Origin of the sequence: Sphingobacterium sp. UGAL515B_05 (assembly GCF_033097525.1) — a bacterium.
Classification (GTDB): domain Bacteria; phylum Bacteroidota; class Bacteroidia; order Sphingobacteriales; family Sphingobacteriaceae; genus Sphingobacterium.
Genome location: NZ_CP109907.1, coordinates 1673269 through 1699968 on the forward strand (window position 1 = coordinate 1673269; position 26700 = coordinate 1699968).

Sequence of the window (26700 nt, forward strand, 5' to 3'; positions counted from 1 at the left end):
AAATTTTCCTCCAACGAGATTTTAAAACCTGGAGAAATAACTGCTTTAAGTTAAATACCGGTCGCAGCAGGCGACATTTAGCGATCAGAAAACCAGTTCCGCTAAAGCTGATAAATAATGCGCAAAAAGGAACTTAGCCTATTTTCCGCCCCGCCTATCGGTAGGCCAATTGCCACACCAGCGGCTAATTTTTTGCTGAGGCCGAGTTTGATCTGGGGATGCAAAACAGTATGTATGCCTTCGGACGAAATTTCCTGGTTGATCTCAACACCGACAAAATGATCGGTATTCGGCACAGTATAATGAAACGACGTATTGACCTGCCAATTCAAAGCCGTTTTGGATGTGGCGTATTGATAAGCAATCTCCGGCCCGGTGTAAATTAACGAATGCCAATGACGGTGCCAGTTTTTGGCGGCTATAAAAAAAGGATTAAAGGCGGTACCACCGTTGACAAAGTTAAAGATCTGTGTATACCCGACAGCCAAGGTTGCCGCATACTTTTTTGAGACATAGAATGAATATTGCGAGGACAAACGTAGCCTTTTCAATTGATTTGTTGAAGGTACATTGGCATTACGGCTTTTAGCATAAGTAAAATCCGTTTCCACCTCGAGTCCTAAGCGATCAATTGGTGCAAATTCATACTCCATGAGATATCCAAAGTCATCCTTTAGACTTGTTCGTTTGATATCCGCTCCCAGATTAATTTCTTTTTCCCCTTTCCTCGCGCCAAGGTCGCGTACGAGGTCATTATAGAGAGGCTCAGCATGGTGCACCTTGTCCGGTAAGTTTCTATTCTCCTGAGCGAGAATAACACAGGAATAGAACAGACCGCATGACATGAAAAGAAATCGCCAGAGTATCGTTGTTTGCTTATTATATTTCATAACACAAACCTGTAGCTGAAATATGGAAAGAAATGGGAATTTGTACACGATAATACACATTTCTTACACGTCATTATTCATTTTATTAGACTAGCTTTGACGATCAGTTTCTAAAAACAAGCCACATTAGACCCTCGTGTACCTATTGGAACTTATGGATTAAATAGTGTTGTAATATGCTCACATGGTAAAATTGCAGACAAGAAAAGATTAAGTATGGGAAAAATATCAGATCAGCAATTAGCAGAATTAATTTCAAGAAGGACACTGGAAATCATTGATTTAACAGGATTGACAATCGAAAGCCTAGCCAGTTTTGTAGGTGTATCCACATCCACTATTCGGAGCGCTTACCGTAAAACCGGTTCATTATCTGTGGATAGCCTTTCAAAAATCTGTCGGCCATTTGACATTCGACTAGCCGATTTCTTCGATTCGTCCTTATCTTTAAAGATCGACGAAGAACATCTAACCCATTTAAAGGACTTTAAGAAGAGCTACTTCGCGGATCAAGAATTAAAGAGTCCGGTTTCTTCATTTGATGAAAGTAGCAGCCAGAGCGAGTACCATCGCCAGCAGCGCGAACTCATCGCCAATATTATCCACCGATCCGACTATTTCGACAGCCCGAAGACACTCGAAGCGATGGTGACCGATTTTAAGAAGGATTACCAAGCGGCTTTCACATCGGAAAGATTATATGCCTTGCTGTTAAAATACTTAGGCAGTGGAATACTAGACAAAAAATCTTTGCCAAGGACGGCCCGTCGTATGCCGGCCAGTAAGCGTCCTTATTTATACTTTAAAAAAGAATCTAAAAAAGCATAACCGAAGTTTCCAAGATTAAACCTGACGGTAGGAAAGCGGATTATTACCTGTCTGTCTTTTAAAAAAATTGCGAAAATTAGATTCATCCGAGAAGCCCATTTCATAGGAAATCTGGGATATCGAAAGGTCAGTATGCTGAATATAGCGCAAAGCCTGCTGGGCCACAACAGTGGATATCACACATTTAGCCGATTTTCCGGCGACGGCACAACACAACTCGGTCAACTTCCTTGGAGAAAGGTGCAGACGGTCGGCATAATACTGCACACTGGTATGTTCGCGGTAGTGCTTATGCAATAAGACCGAGAATCTGTTAAACAACTGAACGGCAGCGACGTGTGCAGATGCACGGGTTGTTTCTAGCGATAGCATTGTTTGATACCCTTCGAGTAACAAGGATTCAAAGCAGTGGTGGGCAACCATCATATCGATGGTACGGTACTCAGCGCAGCATGTCAAACGCTCTACAAATAGCTTCTTGAACACCAGCTCCGTTCTATAGTCGCGCATAGCAAGAAAGGGCTGACTTCCAAAAAACAATTCTGAATTGAGTATTTCGGTATCGAGTTTAGATCTTTGATAAAAATCTGCTGTAAACCAGCATAAATATCCTTCAGCAACTATAGGTTGGTCGATCTCGACTTCATAATGTGGCCCAATAAATATGAGTTCGCTAGTCTCAAAATCATATAACGTTTGGCCAATTTTTATGCTGACAGGAGAGCCGGTTCGAATGATTGAAAAAACCGATGTATCGTGCAGCCTTTTACCTAGCTGGCTACCATACTCAGCCAGTTTTAGTGCACCAAATTGCATCCTTTCTTTTCCTATAGCTGATTTACAAAATTCCATTTCCTAAATAAATTCTTTTCAAAATCAATGATATCCAGATTTTCACAGAGCCTAGTGTAATGATAGATGGAGATCAGCATTTTTCGTGGAGACTGTTTTGAGAAAACGAGCTTAACACCACTATCAAGAAACCTCTTTTTTTCATCTGCACTTTCGCTGGCCGAATAACCAAATAATCGAATCATGGGATAGCGTCGTCTTATTACGCGGGCAGTCTCCATGCCGTCCATCTCCGGCATATGCAAATCCAGAATGCACACATCTGGCTGCTCCATATTTGTCTCAAGCAGATGCACAAGTTCCTTTCCACTGTGACAGGAATACAGCATCTCATAGTTCCCCATTTCCCTGGCCAAATGCTCAATTACTTTCAGGTGCAATACGTTATCATCTGCAAATGCAAGTTTTAATTTCTTGTCCATTAAGGTAACTGTTAAATTATAAATTTGAAACCTTGGATTTTTCAGTTTGGCTGTATTTGGATTTATTGCAGGAGTACATGTTGATGAAGTTATCAAAGCAACTCTCCAATACAATTAAAAGCATTTCAATTTTCGGCGCGACATATCTCTGTTTACTGTTCATATTTCGGTCTATTATATTTTTTCAACAAGCTTGTACTAGCTATTTTAATTGTAAATTATTAGTCTAATTCAGACTAGAAAAAAAACATTACATTCTGATTACAAATAAGTTAAGTAGAAAAGTTTTTGATTTCCAACTTGTCTTTTGTACAATTAAAAACATTTACTAACCGAATGATTATTTTAAAGGCATATCTTGTAAGTAATTAAAAAAAAATAGTTATATTTGAATAGGTAGGATTGTAGTCTGAATTAGACTAATCTGTATAATCTAGTATCTTTATGCTCAGACAATAGCAAAAAGTTTACCTCATGATTTTTAATTTTACCTTATTGAATCCTACTTCAATATCATTCATCTACCTTGCATTTGTTGACGATCAACAACAGCAGCTCCTTATTAAAACTCCTTTAAAAATTGCTCCGGTTCAATGGGACGTGGAGAAACAGCGTCCCTATAACATTTATCTGAAAAATTTTAAAAAGCTAAACACAAAGCTCGATGCACTGAAGATTGCAATATCGACTTATCTTTCTGACTTAAAGTCGAGTAAAAAGGAGTTTTCACTCCGTACAGTCAACCGCTTAGTCAAAAAATGCTGCTCAGAGGCGACGCCTTCACTTCCAGCAGGTGGACTGCTACAGAGTGTAGACAATTTTATCAAAAGCCGAATTCACCTTATTACTTCCACCACACACAAACGCTACCTCGTCTTCTTCCGTTTATTAAAACGCTTTGAGGGGTATCAGCAAAAACATCTGATGCTAGATCAGGTGAATAGCCTTTTTGTACAGCAATTTATTGCCTATGGTGAAGCCGAGAACTACAGTATAAGCACGATACATCGCACCATACATTTTGTGCGTACAGTACTTAATTTTTTAGAAAAAAGAGGAGTGCGAACTTTTGTTTATGAGTTAGAACTGCCCAAGGTCAGAAAAATAAATCGTGCTATAAGCCTCAATGAAGATGAAATTAGCACAATAAAAAATATAGACGTGCCGGTCCATCTAAAAGCCGCCAAGGATTGGCTGGTGATCAGTTGTTACACGGGTCAGCGTGTGTCTGATTTTATGAATTTTAATCTGGATATGATGGAGATTCTTGATGGCAAACCCTGTCTATCCTTTACCCAACAGAAAACACAGAAAAGCATTTTACTGCCACTTCATCCTACGGCATTAATTATTATGTCGAATAACGGGCATCGCTTCCCAGTTAAAATGACTGCTCAAAAATATAACGAACAAATCAAGGAAGTGGCACGCCTTGCAGGCATTACCACCCTGGTAAAAGTCAGGAAGCGGAACGGATTCCGTTCCTCAGACCAGCTTATTCCAAAATGTGAAGCGATTACCAGCCATATCGGCCGTAGGAGTTTTGCCACAAATTTTTATGGTAAAATTCCTACAGCATTATTGATGGATGCGACCGGACATAGTACAGAACAGATGTTTCAGCGGTATATCAGCAATGTGGATACCGAACGTACCCGATCACTAGGGACTTACCTGGAAAACATGTATCAAAATCGGAGCAGACCTCAACAGCAGCCACTGAGCAGCTAGTTTTACAACTTGTTTTTCAAAGATGGTTCAAGAGCATCTTTGTGAAGCATCAAGGCTGTGCTTTTATAGCGTACATATTCTTTCGTGAGGTAGACAAAGCCCTGGAAGGCATTTCCCCTGCCCCAAGAATTCTTGGCTATATAGTATTCTTTTCCGTTTTGATCTTTTACTATGCCTATAATATGTAACGCATGATCATCTGTTGTTTGCCATGCATCGAATGCACTTTGCCGCTCCATAGCATCAACTCTACGTTCAGGTTGTGGCCTGATAAATTGCGTCTTTTTTTCTTCCTCAGTCATTTCTGATGTTGATTTTTGGGGAACATACGCGATGCCATGAGGCCAGGAAAAACCGGGTTCCGAAATGTCAACTGTACACGCTACCGTAAAGCCATTTTTTAAAGCCTGATCGATAACAAGGGTAAGTTCTTCCATAGGAAGGTTAAAAAACTGACTGAACGACCAATTGTCGGGAATCAAAAAAACAAATGATTTGTAATAGGGAGCAGTGGTAACAGAAGCGATGTGAATATATTGATCCGGATCGATGCCTATCACCTGATCAGCAAAACTACGTGCTGTATACGATTTGCCCTTATAGACAAAATTCACGGGAACTTTGCCCAGATAGTCATCCATGAGCAGCTCCACATCTCGCTCCCAGCTCCTTTTCAGCTCCCTGCTTTTTACCATACTGGATAGTCTACTGTTGAGTGCAGCGCGCAGGCCCTTGAAGTTGTTCGAGCTTTTACCCGCTTTAATTCCCGTGTAGGCAGCTCTAGGCATTGCCCCATGCATACGCAGTATCTGCATAACATCATGAAGCTGTCCACCCTCATTTAATTTTAGGCCACCGTGCAGGCGCAGGTAGTTTCTCGCTCGTTCAAGATAAGCCTTCCTGACGGTATAGAGTGGCGAAATCGCTACAGGATCTCTACCCATTCGGATCATTTCTGATTCAAGAAAGGAATTCCCAGTATAAGACCAACAGGTATTGGAGGCTCCCTGGTTCTTCACTGTCGTACTTTTCAATCGGATCAACTCCGTAAAAACAAACTCCGACTTGAGCAACTTTATATGTTTCGGATAATAAAATCTATAAAGTATGGCTACGGCTGCCAACATAGCAACTATGATTGCTAAAATGATCCAATTCTTTTTTTTCATGATAATCTACCCCCGCAAATAACTGCCGTAAATCTGGGCAACAGTTTCTTAATAGTCCAATAAAACAATAGCCCCAACAGTATAACAATGGCTGGGCAGAGAAAATACAAAAACAGTAGTACTGCATCCGTTTGCGGTCTAATCTGGTTAAATAAGAATTTGATAATAAAAACCAACGGCAAACGGTGGTAAGCAAATATAAAAAAACTGGCGCTGGCTAAAAAGTAATTGGGCCGCCAGCGTCCCTTCTCAATAAAGGAAGCTGTCACTGCAACCACGGCTATCAAGCCTACCAACACATTGGCACAATAGATATAACTCCACCAGCCTTTGCCTAAACTATAAAATGCTCCTACGAGCAGCAGGATATAACATGGAGTTGGCCAGGGCAAGAAAGACTTCATGATGAGCACAAAATTCTTTTTATACAAACTAAAGTAAGCCCCTGCCGAAAAGAAAAAGAAAGAAACCGTACTCCATCCAGGCAGATAAAAATAAGGATTACATAACCAGATCCCCCCTATTATGAACACTGCGAATAGGTGTAACTTTTTAATTAAAATATAAACGATGGGCGACAGGACCACAAGCACCATGAGATCACGGATAAACCAAAAAGGTGAATTGATGGGTAAGTTTTTTGTTGCCTGGACATGGATATGCGAAGTATCCCAAAAAGACCAAAGCCAATCTGATATACTGTACTGTACAATTGGCTTATTAGCACCAGACAAAAGTCCCCCGACGAAAGTCTGTGCCAGAAAGAAAAAAAGCAGTACTGCGAAGTTCCAAAAAATATAAGGAATAAACAGACTGTGCAGCCTGCTGTTTAATTTTTTGAAATAGACCTCAAACGTGAAGGACTCCGTTCGATAAAAAAAAAGAAAGCCTGATATAAAAAAGAAAAGCGGCACACAGACTTCGAAGACGAGCTTTGAAAATAAGAAGAATACGTGTGCAAAAACAGGAAAATGGAGTATATTAACCTGTTTTGAACCTTGAATGATGATATTCGAAAAATCGGTATGAATAAATACCACTCCAACGATTAATGGGAAGCGGAGAAAATCGATGGTTTTCGACAAGAGTGTTGCCGAAGTTAACGAAGAAGAATGGTCTCTTTCCATGGATTGGATTCGGTTTATCTTGCTTAGTGTTGTTAAATTAAGCATTTTAAACAAAATTCCTTCCTTTTTTAATTAAAAATAAAGCCAATCGGAATTTAACTTCCCTATTTCCCTTCTGGAATTCGATTATCACTTTCTTCCTCTTTACCCTCAGCAATCATCTCATTGACATCCGCCATATCACCGGCTTCCAAATGTTCAATATCTTCCGCCTGCTCATCGGAGTAGCGATCGATAAAGAATGTACAGCCCATCGGAAAATGATCGGATCCAACAGAAGGATAGATAAACAACTTGTCGATAAATACGGTCGGACTATGAAACAGCAGATCCAAAGGAACTCTGAAAAACCAATAATTGGCATGAAAGGTGGAAAGAATACCCCGACCAATACGTGCATCAATCAATTTGCTGGTTTTTTTAAACAAGAGCGAAGATTTGGCCCAGGCTACATTGTTAAAATCCCCAGTAACGACCACTGGCATTTTATAATCGCGTACCCGTTTAGCCACACTGAGCAGATCGCCATCCCTTTCTTTGGAAGTTTCCTCTTCGGTCGGACTCGGCGGCGGCGGGTGAACGGCGAAAAAGACAAAACGATGTCCATCGGCAGTTTCCAGTTCAGCTTCAATACTGGGAATATCATCGGCTACAAAATAATGCACCTCACATTTGTTGAGCTTCAGATTGGTATAAAAATGCATGCCGTAGGTATTGTTGAGCGTTACCTTCTCAAAATTGGGATAATCACTTTCCAGCACACGTAAGGCTTCTTCCCATGCCGCATCGCTTTCCATGGTCAAAAAAATATCTGGCTTTTCTTTATTAATCAGGTCAATAAAGCGATCATAAGCCGTATTGAATTGCAGTACATTACAGGAGATCACTCTGATACTGTCCGATGCATCCTTGCCCTTTTCATATTTTTCGCGACGCCAAAATTTGGTGTAACGTATCAATATATAGGCATGGTATACAATCAGCGCCAACTGTACTACCTGCAAGCACCATATCCAGGAATCATCCCCCACGAGATAAAAACCCATCGCCAATGTGGGCACCTGAAATACCAGCAGCTGCAACTTCACAAATTCAGCTACCCGAAAAATCCAATGCTGGCTTTGGGCAAAGGGCAATACACTCAGTAAAATTAATAACCCTGAGAAAACAGTATAGAAAATCAGCATATCGTTCGCGCAAACATTTTAAACAAACTTAAACAAATTACGTATATTTTCAAGAAACCATCATTTACCAAGCGCTCCTCAGCTATTACATACCCTTTTGCTCGCCCTCCATATAATCCACCCGTGTTCTGGCCAATGCATTCGGGAAGTTCGTGTGGATGTATGTAATCATTTGTTCCCGAATATAACAGCGTAGGTCAAAAGCCTGACCCGAATTGCGGCAGCTCATCAGGCAGCGGATCTCCATGGTGCGCTCTTTAAAATCAGTCACCTGAAGCACGTTTACTTGACCATCCCAAAGCGGATGTCCGGTGAGTAATGCCGTCAGTTTCTCACGCAGTAGCTGGACTGGTACGGTAAAATCTGTATAGATAAATACAGTACCCAATATTTCAGAAGTCGTACGTGTCCAATTTTGGAAGGGTTTTTCAATAAAATACGTGATGGGCAATACCAAACGGCGTTTGTCCCAGATATTGACCACGACATAAGTTAGATTAATTTCCTCCACACGCCCCCATTCCCCTTCAACAACCAATACGTCATCCATACGAATGGGTTGTGTAAAAGCAATCTGAAAGCCAGCGAGGAGATTTCCCAAGGACTTCTGTGCAGCAAAACCAATGATAATACCGCCAACCCCCACCCCCGTGAGCAAACCGGCACCGATCTTTTGCATACTATCAAAGCTTAAAAGGATAATTGCCAAAGAAATCACAATGATCAGCGTGACCACCACTTTTCGGATAAAGACGATTTGCGTCCTAATCTTTCGTTCGCGCAGGTTATTCTCCTTATTGATATCAAAACGATGGTAGAGATAATCTTCAAAAACCTTAATCCCCTGTATCAGCACAACTGCAAAGAAACTGACCAATAAAAGTTCATTGATTTTGCTCACCACGCGGAGGGTCCTTTCGTTAAATTGTGTAAAGGGCAGTAGACTATTGAAAACAATTAATGGGATAAACACACTCAGCACACGATTAAAACGGCGGATAAAGGAACGGAAAAGGGAGTAGGATTCCTGTTGGATGGCCTGACGCCGTAGTAGAGGAATAAATATGAGTTTAATCAGGATACCGATCAAAAATGAAAATAGGATTAATGCAATATTCCAGAGCCCGGCGGGCCACTTCTGTGAAAGTTGAATTAATGTTTCGTTCATCATAGTGTTATTTCTTTTTGTTTACGACTTATATCTCATTAAAGTATAACTGCCATGAAGGTCTAACGTTTGTTTTATTTTGAAAAAATCGGTTGAAAGGATAGCGCTAAGAATAATTTTACGCATATTGCTAAACCTAGACGAGCATTTACCGATCCAAAAATGGGATTTAAAACAAAATTTTACACCTCCCACACGATTAAAACCACACAAACTTACCCCTATTCAATAAAGAAGAAGTAAAAAAAATTAAACAAAACACCTATTTACCACAAATAAGCATACAATTGAACAAAAAAAAACAGAACATTAATTAAAAAAAGGAAAAATAATAGACTTATTGAATTAAAATATCAACAAAAACAACCTTTAATTCAAAAAATAAGATAAAAAACAGATTAAAATTGCAAACAAAACAAAAAAAACATATATTTACAACACCTTAATAGGTTTATAATTGGTTATTTAAAGGTTTTCTTTCTCCCCGAATGAAAACCTTTTTTTTATTTTATATTTAAACATCAAAAAAGGTGCTTTTTAAATATCCTTTACAATAAAATCCAATCAATCTCTAGCAGATTACCAGAAATATCCCCAAGACCCTCAATTCCCAACTTAAATTCTCAGTATCTAAATATTTTGGTAGTGATGAATAGCCTTTTGGTATGTTTTTTGAGTCTAAAGAGCCAATTACAAACAGATAGTAGCTTTACATGGCGTGCTTCACTTAAACATACTATAAAAAAGATATTGACCGTTTATAATAAAGTTCAAAGCGTGGGAATTTCAAGCTTTCCAAGAAAAATTAAACCAAAACATAGAGATAACAATGAGCAAGAAAAAAGACAATTCTAGATGGCTGAATGTGGCCATATCCTGGGGAGCGAGTATCGTCATCATCGGGGTACTATTTAAGATTCTACATATCGGCGGCACCACAGCCAATTATATGATCGGAATCGGTTTAGGTGTAGAAGCCTTCCTTTTCTTTTTAATGGGTTTCAATCCGCCCGCACCGGAACCAGACTGGACCCGGGTTTATCCTGAATTGGACGACAATTTTAATGGTGAGCTACCACAAAGAGGAAAAGCTGTTGTTGCCCAACCCGCAAGTCCATCGGCCACAGCCGCTTTGGATAAGATGTTTGCCGATGCCAATATTGAGCCCGCAAGCATTGAAAATCTCGGTCGTGGCCTGCGTGATTTTAGTGAAAAAGTATCCGCCATTAATAAGCTTTCAGATGTTTCACTTGCGACAGAAGAATTCACCAATAAGCTCCGAACAGCAACTTCAAAATTTGACAACCTAAGCAACGCATTTGAAAAAGCGTCTGAAAACTTAGTCGCCATGTCAAATACTTCCGGTGATACATCCAACTACCACGAGCAGGTAAAAAGTCTAACAACCAACCTAAGTCAATTAAATGCAATGTACGAGCGTGAATTACGCGATTCGGCCTCACATTTACAATCGATGAACAAGTTTTATGAGAACCTAAGCTTTACCATGCAGAACTTCAACGAATCGCTGGATGATTCCAAAGCATTTAAAGATGAAGTGGGCAAGCTAGCGAAAAACCTCAATGCCTTAAATGCCATTTATGGCAACATGTTGAGCGCGATGAATCAACCGCGTGTGTAATTAATTCTTGTATCACTTAAATCAAAAAAAATGGCATTAGGAAGAGAAACTCCAAGACAAAGGATGATTGGCATCCTCTATCTGGTCTTGCTCGCCTTATTGGCGCTCAATGTACCGGATTCCATCTTGGATGCATTCAAAAATATCAACAACAGTCTCGAAACATCCAAATCGAATGTCAGCACAGCCGTTCAACAACTGTTCACAGCGTTCGAAAACACCAAACTAAAAGAAGAACCCGCACGTGCCAAACCGATCTACGACAAGGCAAAAAAAGCGCAGGCTATTATTGGAGAACTCAATCAATATATAGGTTCTTTAAAAGAAGAGTTCGTTAAACAAGGTGGTGGATACGATGAAGAAAAAGGCGATCTGGCCCAACGTGAAAACGAGGATATCTCCCCCAACCTCATGATCAATGAGAAAAAAGGAACTATTTTAAAAGATAAAATCAATACAACACGTACTAAACTGTTGGCCCTACTTACACCTGAAGAACAAAAAATGGTTTCGTTCTCTCTGGAGGCGAAAGATCCCGAGAAATCTGTAAACGGTAAAAAATCCTGGGAAGAAATTAATTTCGGCAGTGGCACACCTTTGACCGCAGCGATGACTATTTTAACCAAAATTCAGACAGATGCACAAAATGCAGAATCTGACGTGGTGAAGCTCATCTTAGGCAAAATGGATCAGGCCGTGGTGAACCTCGATAAATTTGCAGCGGTTGCTGTAGCTCCCACATCTTATTTGGTGCAAGGACAGCCCTATAAAGCCGAAGTATTTCTGACGGCATCTGATTCCAAATCTGAACCGGCCATTTCTGTTAATGGATCATCACTGCAGGTGGTGGATGGAAAAGGTGTTTATTCGGTCAACACCAGTCGGGAAGGTATCTATACCTGGACCGGTGTGATCAAAGTAAAACAAACCGACGGATCTTATAAAGAATATCGTACCCCTGTACAGACCTACCAAGTAGCTCGTCCTTCGGCAGTGGTATCACCAGACAAAATGAATGTACTGTATATCGGTGTCAACAATCCTATTTCAGTATCAGCTCCGGGTACATCTACCGATAAAATCCGTGTCAGCATGAGTGGCGGTAGTATTTCAAGTGCTGGTGGCGGTAAATATAATGTGAAGGTAAGTTCACCGGGTACAGCACATATTTCAGTATCCGCAGAGGTAGCACCTGGAAAAACACAGACCCTGAGTTCGACAGAATTCCGTGTGAAACGGATTCCGGATCCTATTGCCAAGTTTGCCGGTAAAACAGGTGGTTCAATGGCTACGGTAGCACTTAAAGCGCAGAATGCTCTTTTTGCAAAACTGGATAACTTTGACTTTGATGCAACCTTCAGGGTCACCAAATTTACCATGATTATTGCTAAACCACGCGCGGATGCCATTGTGTTATCGACTTCTGGAGGCCAGCTGAGTTCGGCCATGTCTTCAGCCCTTAATGGTATTGTACCAGGCACACGCGTTATCTTCGACAATATTGTTGCCGTGGGCCCAGATGGGACTTCCAGACAGCTCAATGCAGTTGCTTTAACAGCAAATTAATATAACTGACCTACATCTGCTACATAAAAAGCCCTGCTCCCAGAAAGAGCAGGGCTTTTTTCAGCTACGACACACCTTAAAAACCTACTTCCTCCGCCGCCACCAGGTCCAATAACCTAAACCAGCTAGCATAACGACCCCTATAGCAAAGATCTCAGTTGATACGACTTTATTTTCCCGCTCCACACGCGAATCCGAAGCGCTTGCCTCCTTTCTATTGGCCTGCTGAAGCTGCAAATTCTCTTCCTTTCGCTTTATGTTCGACTGATCTGCGAAAAGTCTTCCGCCCTTGGCCCATATTCCATTATCCGGGTGAAACCACAATGGACTATCCGTACTAAAATACCAATAAGAAGATAAACTATCCTGCTGTTTCTGATGATAGGCCTGATCCCAATGTTCATATTGACTATAACGCTGCGTAGAATTTTCTTCCAGCTGCTGCTTTCCACGGAAAACGCTACAACTGACGACTACAGCAGTACTGATGATGAAGAGGAAAAACAGGAGGTTTCCAACAACCGAAATTAGATATTTATTCATGACAGTGCCCTCCTCAATCGATCCAATTTGCAATGGCATAAATGGTTTTAAGGGGCGCCGCCGCGATTCTACCCGGTCATGGCTATTGCCTTCTACCGAAATCAACATGGATCCCTGTATAACTTTAACTAGGCCAACATGATGGATCCGTTTTAATTGGCTGCTATAGATCGCAAACAAATCGGCTTGCCGCACAATTCCTTCCAATAGCTGTGCTTTGCTATAGCGACGCGCTTTGGGAAAGAGCGCGGGGCTCCATGCACTGCGCGGTATGGAAAGACCAGCCTGACCATAACACCAGCTGGCAAATGCGGCACACCATTCATAGCCATCACCTAGCCCGACATAAGCAAGGTACTTCGAAATCTCGGGGCCCTTATTTTCACCCCCTGTCTCCCTTACGCCAATTTCATTTGCTGCGATTTCATCAATCTGCCGTCTCAGCAGATCAGTATTACGCACACGAGCATAATCATTGTTACAACTTCCGTCTAAAACAGCATTTCCAGTAGCAGGAGAAATGCAAAGAGCAATAGAAAGAAGACCGAGAAATAAAGAATGGATTGTTGCCATGAGTTTAATTGATTAAAGTGATAATAAATATCCTGTCTATAATATTTGAAGGGTCTCCAGAGGTATTCCAGCAACCAGGTGCAGCAACAGATAAAGACCATTCCGGCCATTAGCCCAAAATACAACAGGGACAGTACCCCCAGATCGAGCGCAGCTGATGCCGGGTCGAAAAACTGCAAGATACTTCCAACAAATAGGAAAATAATGACCAATAATATGCTGACAATACCGAGCAAGTACTTGGGCTCGATTGGCAGTTTTTGTGTTAGACCATACCATGGTCCTTTTATTTCTACACTGTTCATAGTGATATAATTTAATGATAGAAAATTGTTATACGTTTCCCGCATATTGACTGCGCGAATAGCGGTTTCGATTCCGGTCGCGCACCAAGATAAAGACATCAAGTCGGACATTTTGCATGTAATCAGGCAGTTCGAGTCTTAAGCCTGAACTCGAGCGCGTAACCAAACCCTCATTGCGGATAGCAACCCCGGCAATCGGATCATAAGCCACCAACAGCAGCTCGTCATCGTGGTTCATGGCCGTAATCTCACCACCGTCAAAGTCCAGCCACAATCCATTATCATCCAGCGCCATGTTCTCTACACTTATCCCCTGTACGGAACCATCGGAAAGCAGAATGAGAGCAGGATCAATATATTGCTTCGGGTATTTACCTTTGACCGCATATTTGACCGCATGCGCCATCGCCAGATTGCGTGCAGAAAGATGTTTTGCTTTTTCCCGGCGTACATACTGTGCAAATCCCTCTTTAATAATCGAAGCCAGTGGCAAGAGATATTGGCTGGCCAGATAAAACTTTTGCTGCGTCAGCAGCATACCTATTGTTTTACTTTTTTTTCTTTTTTTCATCTGAAATTGTATTAATGAATAATATCCTTTTCTCGATATCAAAATGTACCAAGGGCAGGCCTGCCCTTGGTGATTTTCTACATCTTAGGCAAGCATTATTTCACCGAGATAACTGCTTCTGCTGATTTTGGTCTTTGTCCGGTCGGACATAAAATACCAGATATGTACAGCATCACCCAACAGATGCTCAGGTACTCCAAATGTGACCACCCCATCTTGCCTTTTCGGCAAAGTTGGCGAAGTCATGAATTCATCCTTTGCCGGATGGTAACAGATCACATAAAAGAGATCGTCTCCCTGTGTTTCGTAGACATCGTTATTGCCCGTCGACCAAGCCACGGTGATCTCATCCGCATTAAAACCAGCTTCTACCGTTCCGCCACCACCGTAGAGCCCGTCCGCAATTCTGATCTTGCTATAGTCCAAGCTCAGATCAGGATAGACACCCTGAATAGCCAGATCCTGATTGAGCTGAAAAGCATAGTTGAGCGGGGTAAGACGATCTGCTTTTTTCTGGCCAAAACCGATTTTTAGAAAATTATTGATCGGCAGCAGAAAACGCATCAACGTCTTAAATCGCGTCTGTACGATCAGTTGTGCTTCCGTATACGGCTTATTGCTTTTTTTAGCGAGCCCTCTGATATAGTTGATACTCTTCCAGCTGGCACCGATCACCGAGCCGGCCTTACCACTGAAGCCACCATTTGCTCCATTTACAATTGTTCCCATTTTTAAAAATTTTAAGGATTAAAAAATAAATCGCCAAGATTTTTTATACCGGTATTTTCGCTTGACAGAACAAACATAAAACATTCATTAACAGAAAAATACAACACAAAAAAGATTGTCCGACGCTTGTCCGCTGATGACCTATCAATTGTCCGAAGGCCGCCAATCGATAAGTAGAAAACCCTACAATGATCTGCTACCGGATTGCTTATGGCCTCCAGTGGGGATTGACTTATCAAATACCGATGAATCCCCTAGTTGAGACCTAGTTTGCTAGGTAAACACAAGGTCTCAACTAGGAGTTAACTAGGAATATTGGTGAGCGAAGGGCATGACAGGTACGAAGAAAGCCTACGGCAGAAGGAAACAAGAGCAGAAGCGAATCCCGGCAGGATGGCCAAGAACTTCGCCGCAGTTTAAAAATCAACCATTCAGGTAACGTTTGAGCCGCAACACATCGTCAAGTTTAAAGTACTTCTTCCCCCCTTTATCGCGCTGATGTACCCGAATGAGGCCTAAGTTTTGATACCGCAACAACGTGCGGTCCGATACGCCTACCGTGTCTTTGACAAATGCTGTGTCACGCAGTTCCACATTGGTATCGGCAGTCTGGATGCTATCCAGCACTGCTGTTTTCAATTTTTGTATTTCTATAAAAAGTATATGCAAAGCCTGCAAAAGATGCCCATCTGTCTTTGGGCTTGTGTTGTTGTACGAATTTTTTCTCATATTTTTAATTGTCTATAATGGCAAATGGGATTATCCGCCAAGCGTATTGGAATTAATAAAGTTAAAGAAGTCCGGATACAGTTTTTTATCACCGACGGGAAGTGTATTTTTTGTTCCTTCAGTCATCAGTACACCACCGACTCCATAGCTGTAAAAAAAATTGATATTAAGAACAATGCTCTGATGGCATTGCATAAACCACTTCACCGGCAATCGCCCCAGTACTTCCCGCATAGTACTGCCGCAGGTCAGGATTTTATTGCCGATCATGTGAAATTTAACCTGGCCATTGGCACTTTCGACATACACGAGTTCTTTCATCCGGACCTCGGTACGCTGATAACGCACCGGCCCTTTGATCATAAAATAATAGGTATAATTTTCCAGTGAATCGTGATCCGATACTGGGATCAATCTACCGAGCGCTTCATCCACGCGGCGCAGTGCCGCATAGAAACGACTCTTAGACACCTCTTTGAGCAACACATCAACGACACCGAGATCATATCCCGGATCTTCGTATTGGCGGTGTGCCGTATACAGTATCGTTTTTAGATTTGAGCTTGGCAATGTCCTCAAAAAATCAAAAGCGTTGATTCTTCCGAGCTCCACATCGAGAATCATAAAATCCACTTTGTTGGCACGTAGAAAAATCCGGGCTTCCTGCGGATCACTAAACGTTTTGGCAATCTGTACGTAGCCAATTTCTTCGACCATACCAAGCAGATGATCTATATGCGGTTTCTGGTCATCGATGATGATTCCAATCCATATTCTATTCATATTTTTCCGCCATTTTTATGTTCCTTTTTATATTCCTTTTTATCTATAGCGCTGCACATATAGCGTAAGTTCATAATGATCAGCATCTTGATGTTCTTCCATCGAAAAATCCGCTCCAAAGAGATATTCCATGCGTGTTCGTATATTCCGAAGTCCTACATCATGACTTGGCATGATTTGAGGACCGCTTCGTTTTTTATTTTGAACCGTAATCCGATAACCGGCATGGCCGACAAGAATATCGATTTTCGCCGGGTGGTCTTTATCCCACAAGTCCGCATGCTTAAATAAGTTACCAGCCAATGTCTGCAAAAGTGTAGGCGCAGTACTAAATCGCATCAGGTTACCCGAGTAGGAAAGCTTTATGTAAAAAGGATTCGGTTCGACTTTCTCCTGTATGGACAGGTACTGCTCCAGTGCTGCCACTTCATCCGCTAACAAAATATGGGTTGCACCATCCACCTGATGGGCTTCCATATAAAATTTCATTAAGCGATAAATTTCCGCTAGCTGCATGCCCAATCTACGATCATAGGGATCCACCTTATTTTTTAAATAACTAAATATATTCGCCATCATGTGCGGATGTACCTGTGCAGATAAGGTTGTGTACTGAAAAGATTTCATGCTAGATTCTGCATCGAGACGTGCTTTCACTGCTTCAAGTTTCTCATTAGATTCGCGAAGCTTACTCTTATAGTAGTAATAACCCACCGCCATGTCCGTATAATTACTGTGCATCACGAAAAAGGTCTGGATATACTTTGCCCAACTAAAAGCGTGTTTAGTGATGACATACCTATTGTTTATAATCTCCATTCCAAATCTTCCATACAGCTCGTAGTATACCAGAAATCCGGAGAGTAAATAAAATCCGCCCATCAACAATACGGTTCCAAGTATATGTCCCTTATCGAAAACATACATCAAGATCAGATACACCGTGTAGAAGATGAATGCACAATAAAATACCGTGACCAGAGACGCCTTTAAGCTCAACCTTGAATTTCCAAGTGCGTTTACGACAAAAAAATAAAAACTATAGACTAACCAAAAACAGAAGTGCATCATCCACTTTCCTTTAAAGAACCCGTTCATATATTATTGGTTTATAATTGATAATCTAAAGATAATTATATAAATATGTTTAAACAAGTATTTAGATCAATTTTTCAAAAAATAGTTCAGGGTAAGAGATAGCTCAGGTAAGTAAACTTATCAAACAGCAGCTGTTTCTCTTTGTTCCTAAAAGAAATTATACGATTAGTTGCCGACCAATTTGCTTCATTCGAGCTTGGCAACATGGTCTTGTGCAGGTAGAACCAGGCCTCCCAGGCCTCCGGATATTCTAATAAAGCTTCCTCAAAATCCTCATAAATGATGCGGCTAAAATAGTCCGTAAACTGCATGGCGCTCGGAAACCAGTTTTCAAACCAATGACTCAATTCACAAATAACAATGGGCTCATTTTCTGCCGCTACTTTGGCAATTAAAACTGTTATATTTTTTTGAAGTAAAAAAGCCATATGTAGAATCCCATGCTTTATCTTAATGCTGCCATTTAGAAAAGGGATTTCGCTTAATTTTTGCGTCCGGAAATCTTTTGCAGCACTCACGCCACCGTCCAGGTAACAGAATATGTGATAGCCAAGATCCATCTGCTGCCGTAACTTAAAGAAAAGATAAGGATCCTCGGCTTCCAGCAATATAACCTGTTTTTGCCAGCGGTCACCGAGCAGAGCGGCGTAATGCTGTGACTGCTGCAACATGACCTCTTTAGCCACAGGAATACAAAGTTTATAGCCGCGCTGAACCAAAAAGGCAGGAACAGCCCGATAGTAGCCAAAATGAAAACTTAGAATAAATTGAGCGCGCTCCGGAGAAATCCAATAGGTTTTGCTCTCGAACTGAAATTTAGTGGCGTCCGTTTCTGCCTGCCGCCTTGAGAAATTGATCGCCGCACGGTGTAGATTTTGCTGGATATCGAGCTGATGGATACCCAAAAGATGTTGCACATTGGCCGAGAAAAAAACAAAGTCCCGCCAGTCCTTTTGGGTATATCCGTTCATGGCGGCTTTCCAATTAAATTGCATATAAAAATACGTTAGGGTTAACATTGGGAATATGCCATGCCTAAGGATAAGGCACAGCATACTCAATTATCTTGATATTCTTAAGGGAAAACGATATTGCATTTCCCTCCATCTTCCTCTTCATCAATACCTAACATCAGGTCGGTGATGCTCAGAGGTTGCGGATTGTATAGACCAAATTGGGCCAATAGTGTTGTTATTTCCACGTTGTTTCTCGTAAAAAATAAAACCATAGGCTGTTCTCGCAACAGCTTTACGGCTTCAGGCACTGAAGACTGTGGATCGATCGGGAGTAAAAATTCAACTAATAATTGGAGAGTTAAAGGGCATCGCCCTCATCTACCATTTGGTTCCTAAACTTTCCATTTTGCAGATGATTGAGGGAGCAAATGAGGTTTTACCAGAAGCAAAAGGCTTTATAGGGGGAGTTTCTTCAATGATTTTAAATCATCGTAGTTTTGTTAGCGCAACATATATTATTGACAGTAAGCCAGATAAACCAAAAAAACTTTATTATGTCAATTAAGCATAACCCCAAGGCGGGATTCAAACTATTATTTGATTTTTGGGGAAAATATCACGCAATAGATCATTTCCACTATCAGTGGGTAAAGGACAACCTCAAAGTCAAGATTGTCAAACGAGGCGAACAGCTCAGCTCAGCTGACCGTCATTCGGAGATGACTTTTTTTGTCGCGAAAGGTCTCTTGGCGCGGGTCGAAGAAAATACTGAAACCGGCAAGCGCAGGATTATGAGCCTGGCTATTCCAAACATGGCTTTAATGACGACTAATCACCTCTATACACATCATCTACACAGCGGGCGTATAGTAGCACTCCGTTCGGGAATTATTATTGCGATCCCGCATTCGGTACTTCGGCAGTTTCAGGAACAGGAAAAATCCATCGATACATTGATTGACATATTGGGCAATAAAAAGAAAAGGCAGCTGGTATTGCTTAGACAGGCCACCTTGGGCTATTCTCCTTTTGAGCGCTACCTCAACTTTGCACGGTTGCTGCCCGAAATTAAAGCTGCGACCACTCAAATTGAGCAGGCAGATCTGCTCGGCATCTCCCGCCACACGGTGCAGCAGGCTCAGTATTTTCTGCTCACGGGCAAATATGCTCAAAAATAGCTCCTATGGTACAGGCCTATATCAGATTTATTTTGCATGCAACTTTGTATTAGAGGCAGCGAACGTGCTGGCTTTAATAAACATTTTATAAACTAAACTTTAAGCTTATGCTTACAAAAAGAAACAGCTGGCTACGTGCCGGCACATTAGCAGTATTAGGATTGGGCCTCGCTTATGGAGCCCAAAGTTTCACCGAAAAGGAAGAAGTGAAAATTGAGAAAAAAGTATCAAGATCACTTGAAGATCCGACTTGGTACAATAATGAACTGGTCAATTCAGATCCAACCAATCCAGCGAATTATGCGTTGACACCTAAATATGAGTGTGGTGATGATAACCAGGAGATCTGTTCAATCAAAGCACCAGACAACGGTTCGGGTCAGCCCGATTTGTCGCATCAAGTATCACCCGGCGTGACAGTTGAGGATCAGATTGAAGATGCAGTATCCAGTTCTAACACCAACACTACCGTACAAGCATTTCGCTCCAACCAGTAAACAAAAAAGCAGGCTTCCCCCATCGGAAGCCTGCTTCCGTTTCTTACCTCGGATTTTGTTCAATATCACTTTGACTAATCACTTCGGCTGGAATGGGATATAGATAACGGGCATCGTTAGCCGGTAGCTCGTATCGTTTTGTCTCCCCATTAGTTGTGACCTCCCGTACTAAATTTACGGCATGGTTGGAGTCGAGATTCAATCGCTTCAAATCTGACCACCTTACACCCCGAAATAACATTTCCTTACGGCGCTCATTTAGGATCAAGCGCAATAAATCTTCCGGATTAGATAATTTCAATGCGACAAATGAGCCCTTTCGGATCCGATGTTCCAACAGTTTATTGATATCGACCAAGGCCGCCTCCGTAGCTCCTAAACGGGCATTGCATTCTGCACGGATCAGAAAAAGCTCATCATTGGCAAAACCCGCAAAATAAGTAGCCGAACGTCCAGAGTAATAACCTTTGAAAGCATATTCCGTTGCATTCACCGATTTAAAATAAATGACCTTGCGGAGATCATTAGCATCAAATAGGTTATATACTTCCATAGGTATTCTGGCCCGGCTACTGTTCAGTGCAGCACTCCCCGAAATAGTCGATCCATAGTAGATCATTTCTAAATTTTTTGGCGTAATGGGATAATTGAGCTTAGCATCAATGGTATTAAAATCCATCAAATCTGCATTTATTCTCAGGCATTCATTGGCATAATACCGTGCTTGCTCATAGTCTGCAATACTCAGATATATTCTTGCCAATGCCGCATACGCTGCTCGTTTGCCAGGTCGATTAATCTCAGCGGCCTGATCCCTCAAATACGGGATTGCCCCCTTGATATCATCAATAATCTGTTTGTACGTTTGATGTACCGTAGCACGTGTAACAGGAATATTAAAATCAGAAGTCAACCGTATCGGCAGCCCAAAACGGCTATCCGCAGCCTCATCATAAAGCGGGCAATACAACTGAGCCGCATAGAAGTGTGCCAGCCCTCGGACGAATAGAGCTTCGCCCTCAATATCTTTGTTTTTGATCGGCTTCAGACGCTCAACACCTTCCAGCACAATATTGGCGATCATAATAGTATTATAACATGCTCTCCAATAGGCGACATCCGTTGTGATCATTTCTTTATCCCATCGATAAGCCTCCTGAAAACTGGCCAGCATATTATTGTAGGTATCATTGTTCAGATAATAGTCATCTGTCCCCAATTCGATCAGTCCCGGATAATATAGATTGATCTGAGACTCAAAGTCTAAGAGCGCCCTTAGATCCTCTTCCTTGTTGGGAGCTGCTGCAGACAACTGCGGCTTTTCGTCCAAAAATTTAGTGCAAGACTGGCAGCAAAGGCTCCATAGGAAGATGCCTATCCACATCATATTTTTCATAATTTCTTCCTTTCTATTAAAAATGAATTGATAACCCCAAGCTGTAATTTCGCGCAGGAGGCATATTGTTAAAATCGGGGTCTATGCCCCATTTGTTGGCTTTCCATAGCAGCGCTACATTGTTGGCCGCAGCATAAATCTGTACGGGAAACTTCTTCAGGAGCTGCCATTGATATTGTAAACGAATATCCTGCAAGCGTATAATATCCCCCTTACCAATATTGGCTTCCGAGTAAGCATAGAAATCATCGCGGTTTGAATTGGCCGGATAAGTCATCGATGGAACGGTTGTTTGCGATTCATCTCCCGGATTCTGCCACCGTTTGGAATAATCTCCATGCGTGCGCCAACCATTGAAAAGATCCAGATAACGGATGGTCTCCTTTTGGAAGAAGTGGCCAAACTTGTAGGCGATATTAACGCTCAAGAGCCAGGATTTCCAGCTAAAAGTTTGGTTGAGCGATCCATAATATGGCGGGATTCCCGAACCGTGGTACACCAGATTTTGGATAGAGTCTGCCAGGATTTTGGTATAATCCTTAGAAATAGCGCCTTGCAGCGATCCCTGCGGATCGCCATTTTCAGGATCAAGCCCCATAAAGCGGTAAGAGAATACAGGATAAAGCGCCTTACCTTCGACTGGAGAAACATTTCGCCCAGAATAAGCTGTAAAGGTCAAAGCACGCCAGGTACCGCCGTAATACTTGTCCACTTTATCCTTATTGATTGTAAATAGCACCTTTGCGTTCCATTTAAAGTTACCATCCAATATTTTTGCATTGAGATCAATATCAATACCCCTCCCCGAAGCAATAGCCACATTCCTTCGCACAGTACTAAAACCATAAGTCGGGTCGATGGGATCCGAAGCAAAAAGGTCCGTCGACTTTTTAAAATAAGCATCCGCGGAAAGCATAATCCGATTATTGAACAAGGCAGCGTCCAACGCTACATTGAACATCCGGACATCTTCCCAACGGAGCGATGGATTGGGCAGCAACGAGACGATAGCACGCGGAAAAGTGCTAACATCTGTATTGAGTCCCGACATATAACTGATAATAGGCAAACTGGTTGTCATACCACCCGAATTGCCACTATGCCCCAATGTAGACCGCAGCTTCAAGCTGTTAACCATTTTATTCTTCGGGAAGAACGCTTCGTCCGACAGCTTCCAGGCCAGTCCAGCCGACCACAAAGGATTCCATTTGTTGTTGGCATTTACGCCGAAAAGGTTAGAGGCATCTTTTCGGCCGCTCACCGAAAAGATATAACGCCCCCTGTAGGTATAGGAAGCATTCCCAAATAGCGATACATATCGACGCATTCGTTTATCAAACCCGTTTGTATAGGGAATACGGCTCAATCCACTCAGACCATCATAGATCGGATAAGCGTTTATCGGATCTATCAGTTGGCTATTGTACAGATTTTCATCAAAACCATAGGTTGTAAACAGACTGCTTTCTTCCGTCCGTGCCGACACTTCAGCGCCGCCAAAGAAATTCAGTTCATGTAGGTCACTCCATTTGTGTGCAAGATTTAGCTGTACTCTTCCTTTATGGCTGGTGAAATCATTGTTACCATTTGTCAGTATCCCTCCCAACGGCACAATCCGTTTTACCGTCCCATTATCGATCTGCGTAAAACGGTTGATCAGATCCCGCGTGAAGAAAGACTCCTGTCCGCGTAAGTTTCGATTCGCACCCAATTGACCTTCAAAGCCGTATTGGCCAGTAATCTCCAGACTATTCCACAGTTTGACCGACAGCTTAAGCCCTGCATTCCAATAATTGGTATTATTATTGGCTCTGGATGTACCAAATTCGTCCAAAGGTCGATAAAACCAGTCCAACAGCCCTTCATTGCGCGTAGCTACGGACTCCATATACCTAAAATTATATTGTGATGGAATCGCCAGCGGATTTCCGGCATCGTCCATCAACTGTGCGTAAGGGTATAGATTTGTCCTCCCCCCGCCGACAGCTATTGGATAATCAATGAGGTCCGGATTATAGCTGTTTTTCATATTTGAATAAAGCAAGTTACTCTCCAGCCTAAAGCGTTTCCCAAAATTCAGCTGATAGGTTCCATTGATCACCAGCCGCTGATTACTACTTTCCCTTTTGCTGAGTGTATTTCTATCGTAGCCGATCCCTACTCGGTATCCACTCTGCTCAGCACGGCCAGACAGCGCAATATTATTTTGGCTTAAGACACCATTACGATAGATGTACCGGAGCAGGTCTTTTCGATAATCCTGCGTCTTATATAGTTCGATACGCGCATCCATCTCCTCTTGCGTGACCACTCCTTTGGAAAGATCATACAGGCCGTCTACAACTGGAGAAACTATACCCCTATTCGAATTAGTACCGTTCAATATGGTATTATAAAACCCCTTATCAAAAAGCTTTTTTTCGACATCGATAAACTCTGCCGAAGACATTTTAGGTAAATACATCAGGTCAGGTTTTGCGGCAATTGTCAGATTAGACGAAAAGTCCACCGCCGTTCCTTTCTTTTTATTATGATTTTTGAGTTTAATCACGATAACGCCATTCCCGGCTCTTGCCCCCCAGACTGAGGTGGCAGCCGCATCCTTAAGCAGCGTAACCGTCTCCACATCATTCGGATTAATCGCGTTTATATCACCCTCAAAAGGCAGATCATTGACAACAATTAGTGGTCCCATGAGCGCACTGGAAAGTGTATTGATACCACGAATATTGATCTGATTGGTACCATCGCGCCGATCCATCTGCAGAGCTGAAAAATTCCCTTCCAAGCGGTCAAGAATATTGCCCGATGAAAGTCTCTGCGTTATGATCTTATCATCTACCTGTGCAAAAGCCCCGGTAGCACGGTCTTTGGGAATGCGCTGATAGCCAGTCTCGACCATCACCTCCTCAAGTTGATTGGTTTTCTTGGTAAGAACGATCCAAAGGTTCCTATTTTTGGATTCAGTGAGCGCCAGTACACGCGTTTCATACCCCATGTAGCTGACAGATAGCCGTTCACTAAGATCAGTCGCCGATGCTTGAAACTTTCCTTCGCGATCTGTCCTCGTTTGCGTTTTCGTTTTTAACAGCGTAATGCTTGCGCCAGCAATTGGGTGGGCCGACTCATCTACTACTGTTCCAGTATAGTTGTGCTGCGCTTTTAATTCCATCTGCATGAAGCATAATGTAATGAACAGCGCGTAAGTTAACCATCTATTCATAATTACCTTGCCCCCTCAACAAGTCGATTACATCATCAATCTGTTCTTTATTTACGAATGTATGTCCTGTAATTGCCAGCACGGTACCGCGTGGCGAGATCCATACATATCTCGGGATTGATGCATGAGGGAACAAGCGTATCAAGTATTCATCATCATAAACAGTGGGTAGCGAGCTCCCTCCTATCCGAGATAAGGTTTCGTTGTAGGTCTTTTTAATTTTTTGGAGATCATCCCGGCGATGTCTGGTATTGACAAGTATCATAGCTAACGTATCAGCATACCGTTGACTCAGCTTCTCCCCTTTCGGCATCTGGGTTAGACACATTCCGCACCATGAGGCCCAGAAGTCCAAGATGATCAGCTTTCCTTTCAAATGTTTTAGATCTGTAGTGGTAGCCTTGCCATTCGTGTAAATTTTATAATTTCGGGTATAAAAATCTTCAGGAACCCGATCGCCTACATTGATTGCTGCAATTGCAGGAAGCCCATTAGCCCCGCTGTCCTTGCGGGGCGTCTGAGCAGATAAACTAAACATAGAAACCAAAAACAGCAGTATCGCTCGTGCTCGTTTGCTCTTAAAAGCCTTGTATAAATTGTATAGTGTTGAATTCATCATCTTAAGGTTTTGGTTGGTTAATGGATTGAAAAAAATCGTAAATTTTTCTTGTTAGCCGGATCTCCTCCATATTGGCTTCCAATGTTGAAAGTTTTATTTGACCTGTATCAATCTGATTGGTATGCGTCAGGAAATACGCTATAAAAGCACGCAGAATATCGGCCAAAAACAGCGTTTGCTGTAGAGCCTCTAATTTGCATTCGGTAGCTTCGCCGAGGGTTTTGCATTTGAGGTCCAATGCATAGAGGTACTCGCGTATCGTGACTAGCGGATAATTATCCCAAAAGCTTTCGATACATTTCAATGGATCGTAACTGTCTTCATGAATCTCGTAGAATGGCCTGTCAAGATGCAGTAAATCTTCATAAATGGCTTTCATGTGTTTAGTTTTTGGCTTTGACCATAGCACATAGCACTCCCTATCCGACCGAAATCAGCTTTTTTGGGGGCCTGAGCTTATTTAGGTCAGGTAAACAATAAATTAATTGGGAAGCTAGATCGCATTTGAGTAGTTATCACAAAGGTTATCATATTGGCGTGATGCAATCCATAGCAGTGTAGGGTCAAATCATGTTTGACTTAGCTAGCCGAGCTACTCGGGAGCAGTAATAAGATTTTTTGTTGTCTGTTTTTTGTGACTCATATCAGCTTTAAGTATAAAAGCTTTAGAGAAGATCTTATTTGCAGGCTCCCTCCGTGCGCCCAACACCCCCTAGGAGAGGTAGGAACCAAAATTCCCAAGCACGCAACACGGAGAGAGCCTACATCTGTATTTCAAATATACAAAATGCAGGCGTCTTCTCACTGTCACTTCGCGTGCTTAAAGATTTCCTAGGTCTGTTGAGCGAAGCTTTTTCAGTTCAAAAACAAAGTATAGGTGATATTATCATATCACTTCTCAAATATAGCTAAAACTAA

The 26700-nt window shown here is 42.0% G+C and carries 27 protein-coding genes; 7 read left to right on the forward strand and 20 right to left on the reverse strand.

Annotated elements, in window-relative coordinates; genetic code table 11:
• Positions 1–101: 101 nt before the first annotated feature.
• Positions 102–890, reverse strand: a complete 789-nt coding sequence (locus tag OK025_RS06680) for an HAEPLYID family protein (protein WP_317668811.1) — start codon at positions 888–890, stop codon at positions 102–104.
• Positions 891–1106: 216 nt separating this feature from the next.
• Here OK025_RS06680 and OK025_RS06685 point away from each other — a divergent pair, with 216 nt between their 5' ends.
• On the forward strand, positions 1107–1718 hold the full coding sequence (locus tag OK025_RS06685) for a hypothetical protein (RefSeq protein WP_317668812.1): 612 nt from the start codon (positions 1107–1109) through the stop codon (positions 1716–1718).
• Positions 1719–1733: 15 nt separating this feature from the next.
• Here the strand turns inward: OK025_RS06685 and OK025_RS06690 are convergent, their stop codons facing one another.
• Both OK025_RS06690 and OK025_RS06695 read right to left on the reverse strand, forming a co-directional pair.
• Positions 1734–2570, reverse strand: coding sequence for a helix-turn-helix domain-containing protein (locus OK025_RS06690; RefSeq protein ID WP_317668813.1), 837 nt, complete (start codon positions 2568–2570; stop codon positions 1734–1736).
• A complete protein-coding gene (locus tag OK025_RS06695; RefSeq protein ID WP_317668814.1) occupies positions 2546–2992 on the reverse strand; it encodes a response regulator in 447 nt (148 codons plus the stop codon). The genes OK025_RS06690 and OK025_RS06695 overlap by 25 nt, the downstream gene beginning before the upstream one ends.
• A 474-nt stretch (positions 2993–3466) precedes the next feature.
• Between OK025_RS06695 and OK025_RS06700 the strand changes: the two genes are divergently transcribed.
• A complete protein-coding gene (locus tag OK025_RS06700; protein WP_317668815.1) occupies positions 3467–4723 on the forward strand; it encodes a tyrosine-type recombinase/integrase in 1257 nt (418 codons plus the stop codon).
• Between the two features lie 2 nt (positions 4724–4725).
• On the opposite strand, the gene OK025_RS06705 is transcribed toward OK025_RS06700, so the two are convergent.
• From OK025_RS06705 to OK025_RS06720, 4 genes are all read right to left on the reverse strand, one after another.
• Entirely contained in the window at positions 4726–5892 is a 1167-nt protein-coding gene (locus OK025_RS06705; RefSeq protein ID WP_317668816.1) for a C1 family peptidase, read from the reverse strand.
• The gene (locus OK025_RS06710) at positions 5889–7019 is read right to left on the reverse strand and encodes an acyltransferase family protein (protein WP_317668817.1); all 1131 of its coding nucleotides are present in this window, start codon (positions 7017–7019) and stop codon (positions 5889–5891) included. The genes OK025_RS06705 and OK025_RS06710 overlap by 4 nt, the downstream gene beginning before the upstream one ends.
• A gap of 104 nt (positions 7020–7123) precedes the next feature.
• On the reverse strand, positions 7124–8206 hold the full coding sequence (locus OK025_RS06715) for an endonuclease/exonuclease/phosphatase family protein (RefSeq protein WP_317668818.1): 1083 nt from the start codon (positions 8204–8206) through the stop codon (positions 7124–7126).
• An 85-nt stretch (positions 8207–8291) separates the two neighbouring features.
• Entirely contained in the window at positions 8292–9377 is a 1086-nt protein-coding gene (locus OK025_RS06720) for a mechanosensitive ion channel family protein (RefSeq protein WP_317668819.1), read from the reverse strand.
• An 826-nt stretch (positions 9378–10203) separates the two neighbouring features.
• On the opposite strand from OK025_RS06720, the gene gldL reads away from it, so the two are divergent.
• Both gldL and gldM read left to right on the forward strand, forming a co-directional pair.
• Entirely contained in the window at positions 10204–11016 is an 813-nt protein-coding gene (gene gldL / locus OK025_RS06725) for a gliding motility protein GldL (RefSeq protein ID WP_317668820.1), read from the forward strand.
• Positions 11017–11046: 30 nt separating this feature from the next.
• On the forward strand, positions 11047–12582 hold the full coding sequence (gldM, locus tag OK025_RS06730; protein ID WP_317668821.1) for a gliding motility protein GldM: 1536 nt from the start codon (positions 11047–11049) through the stop codon (positions 12580–12582).
• 84 nt (positions 12583–12666) lie between these two features.
• On the opposite strand, the gene OK025_RS06735 is transcribed toward gldM, so the two are convergent.
• From OK025_RS06735 to OK025_RS06775, 9 genes are all read right to left on the reverse strand, one after another.
• Positions 12667–13698 (reverse strand): hypothetical protein, encoded by a 1032-nt coding sequence (locus OK025_RS06735; protein ID WP_317668822.1) that lies wholly within the window; start codon positions 13696–13698, stop codon positions 12667–12669.
• Positions 13617–14003: a hypothetical protein gene (locus tag OK025_RS06740; protein ID WP_317668823.1), complete on the reverse strand. Its 387-nt coding sequence runs from the start codon at positions 14001–14003 to the stop codon at positions 13617–13619. Before OK025_RS06740 ends, OK025_RS06735 begins: the two co-directional genes overlap by 82 nt.
• A gap of 28 nt (positions 14004–14031) precedes the next feature.
• The gene (locus OK025_RS06745; protein WP_317668824.1) at positions 14032–14574 is read right to left on the reverse strand and encodes a DUF6266 family protein; all 543 of its coding nucleotides are present in this window, start codon (positions 14572–14574) and stop codon (positions 14032–14034) included.
• 84 nt (positions 14575–14658) lie between these two features.
• Entirely contained in the window at positions 14659–15303 is a 645-nt protein-coding gene (locus OK025_RS06750; protein WP_317668825.1) for a DUF6266 family protein, read from the reverse strand.
• 423 nt (positions 15304–15726) lie between these two features.
• The gene (locus OK025_RS06755) at positions 15727–16032 is read right to left on the reverse strand and encodes a MerR family transcriptional regulator (protein WP_317668826.1); all 306 of its coding nucleotides are present in this window, start codon (positions 16030–16032) and stop codon (positions 15727–15729) included.
• Positions 16033–16062: 30 nt separating this feature from the next.
• Positions 16063–16815, reverse strand: a complete 753-nt coding sequence (locus OK025_RS06760; protein WP_317668827.1) for a LytTR family DNA-binding domain-containing protein — start codon at positions 16813–16815, stop codon at positions 16063–16065.
• 39 nt (positions 16816–16854) lie between these two features.
• Complete coding sequence (locus OK025_RS06765; protein WP_317668828.1) at positions 16855–17913, reverse strand: histidine kinase; 1059 nt, start codon at positions 17911–17913, stop codon at positions 16855–16857.
• An 86-nt stretch (positions 17914–17999) separates the two neighbouring features.
• A complete protein-coding gene (locus OK025_RS06770; protein ID WP_317668829.1) occupies positions 18000–18908 on the reverse strand; it encodes a hypothetical protein in 909 nt (302 codons plus the stop codon).
• A gap of 80 nt (positions 18909–18988) precedes the next feature.
• Positions 18989–19114, reverse strand: coding sequence for a hypothetical protein (locus tag OK025_RS06775; protein ID WP_262897523.1), 126 nt, complete (start codon positions 19112–19114; stop codon positions 18989–18991).
• 167 nt (positions 19115–19281) lie between these two features.
• On the opposite strand from OK025_RS06775, the gene OK025_RS06780 reads away from it, so the two are divergent.
• From OK025_RS06780 to OK025_RS06790, 3 genes are all read left to right on the forward strand, one after another.
• Entirely contained in the window at positions 19282–19434 is a 153-nt protein-coding gene (locus OK025_RS06780) for a hypothetical protein (RefSeq protein WP_317668830.1), read from the forward strand.
• A complete protein-coding gene (locus OK025_RS06785) occupies positions 19424–20047 on the forward strand; it encodes a hypothetical protein (RefSeq protein WP_317668831.1) in 624 nt (207 codons plus the stop codon). The genes OK025_RS06780 and OK025_RS06785 overlap by 11 nt, the downstream gene beginning before the upstream one ends.
• 107 nt (positions 20048–20154) lie before the next feature.
• Positions 20155–20544, forward strand: coding sequence for a hypothetical protein (locus tag OK025_RS06790; protein ID WP_317668832.1), 390 nt, complete (start codon positions 20155–20157; stop codon positions 20542–20544).
• A gap of 43 nt (positions 20545–20587) precedes the next feature.
• On the opposite strand, the gene OK025_RS06795 is transcribed toward OK025_RS06790, so the two are convergent.
• From OK025_RS06795 to OK025_RS06810, 4 genes are read right to left on the reverse strand one after another with little or no spacing between them, the layout of a single operon-like run.
• On the reverse strand, positions 20588–21940 hold the full coding sequence (locus tag OK025_RS06795) for a RagB/SusD family nutrient uptake outer membrane protein (RefSeq protein WP_317668833.1): 1353 nt from the start codon (positions 21938–21940) through the stop codon (positions 20588–20590).
• A gap of 16 nt (positions 21941–21956) precedes the next feature.
• Complete coding sequence (locus tag OK025_RS06800; protein WP_317668834.1) at positions 21957–25112, reverse strand: SusC/RagA family TonB-linked outer membrane protein; 3156 nt, start codon at positions 25110–25112, stop codon at positions 21957–21959.
• Between the two features lie 43 nt (positions 25113–25155).
• A complete protein-coding gene (locus tag OK025_RS06805) occupies positions 25156–25782 on the reverse strand; it encodes a TlpA disulfide reductase family protein (RefSeq protein WP_317668835.1) in 627 nt (208 codons plus the stop codon).
• A 1-nt stretch (position 25783) separates the two neighbouring features.
• Positions 25784–26161, reverse strand: a complete 378-nt coding sequence (locus OK025_RS06810) for a hypothetical protein (RefSeq protein ID WP_317668836.1) — start codon at positions 26159–26161, stop codon at positions 25784–25786.
• Positions 26162–26700: the final 539 nt, after the last annotated feature.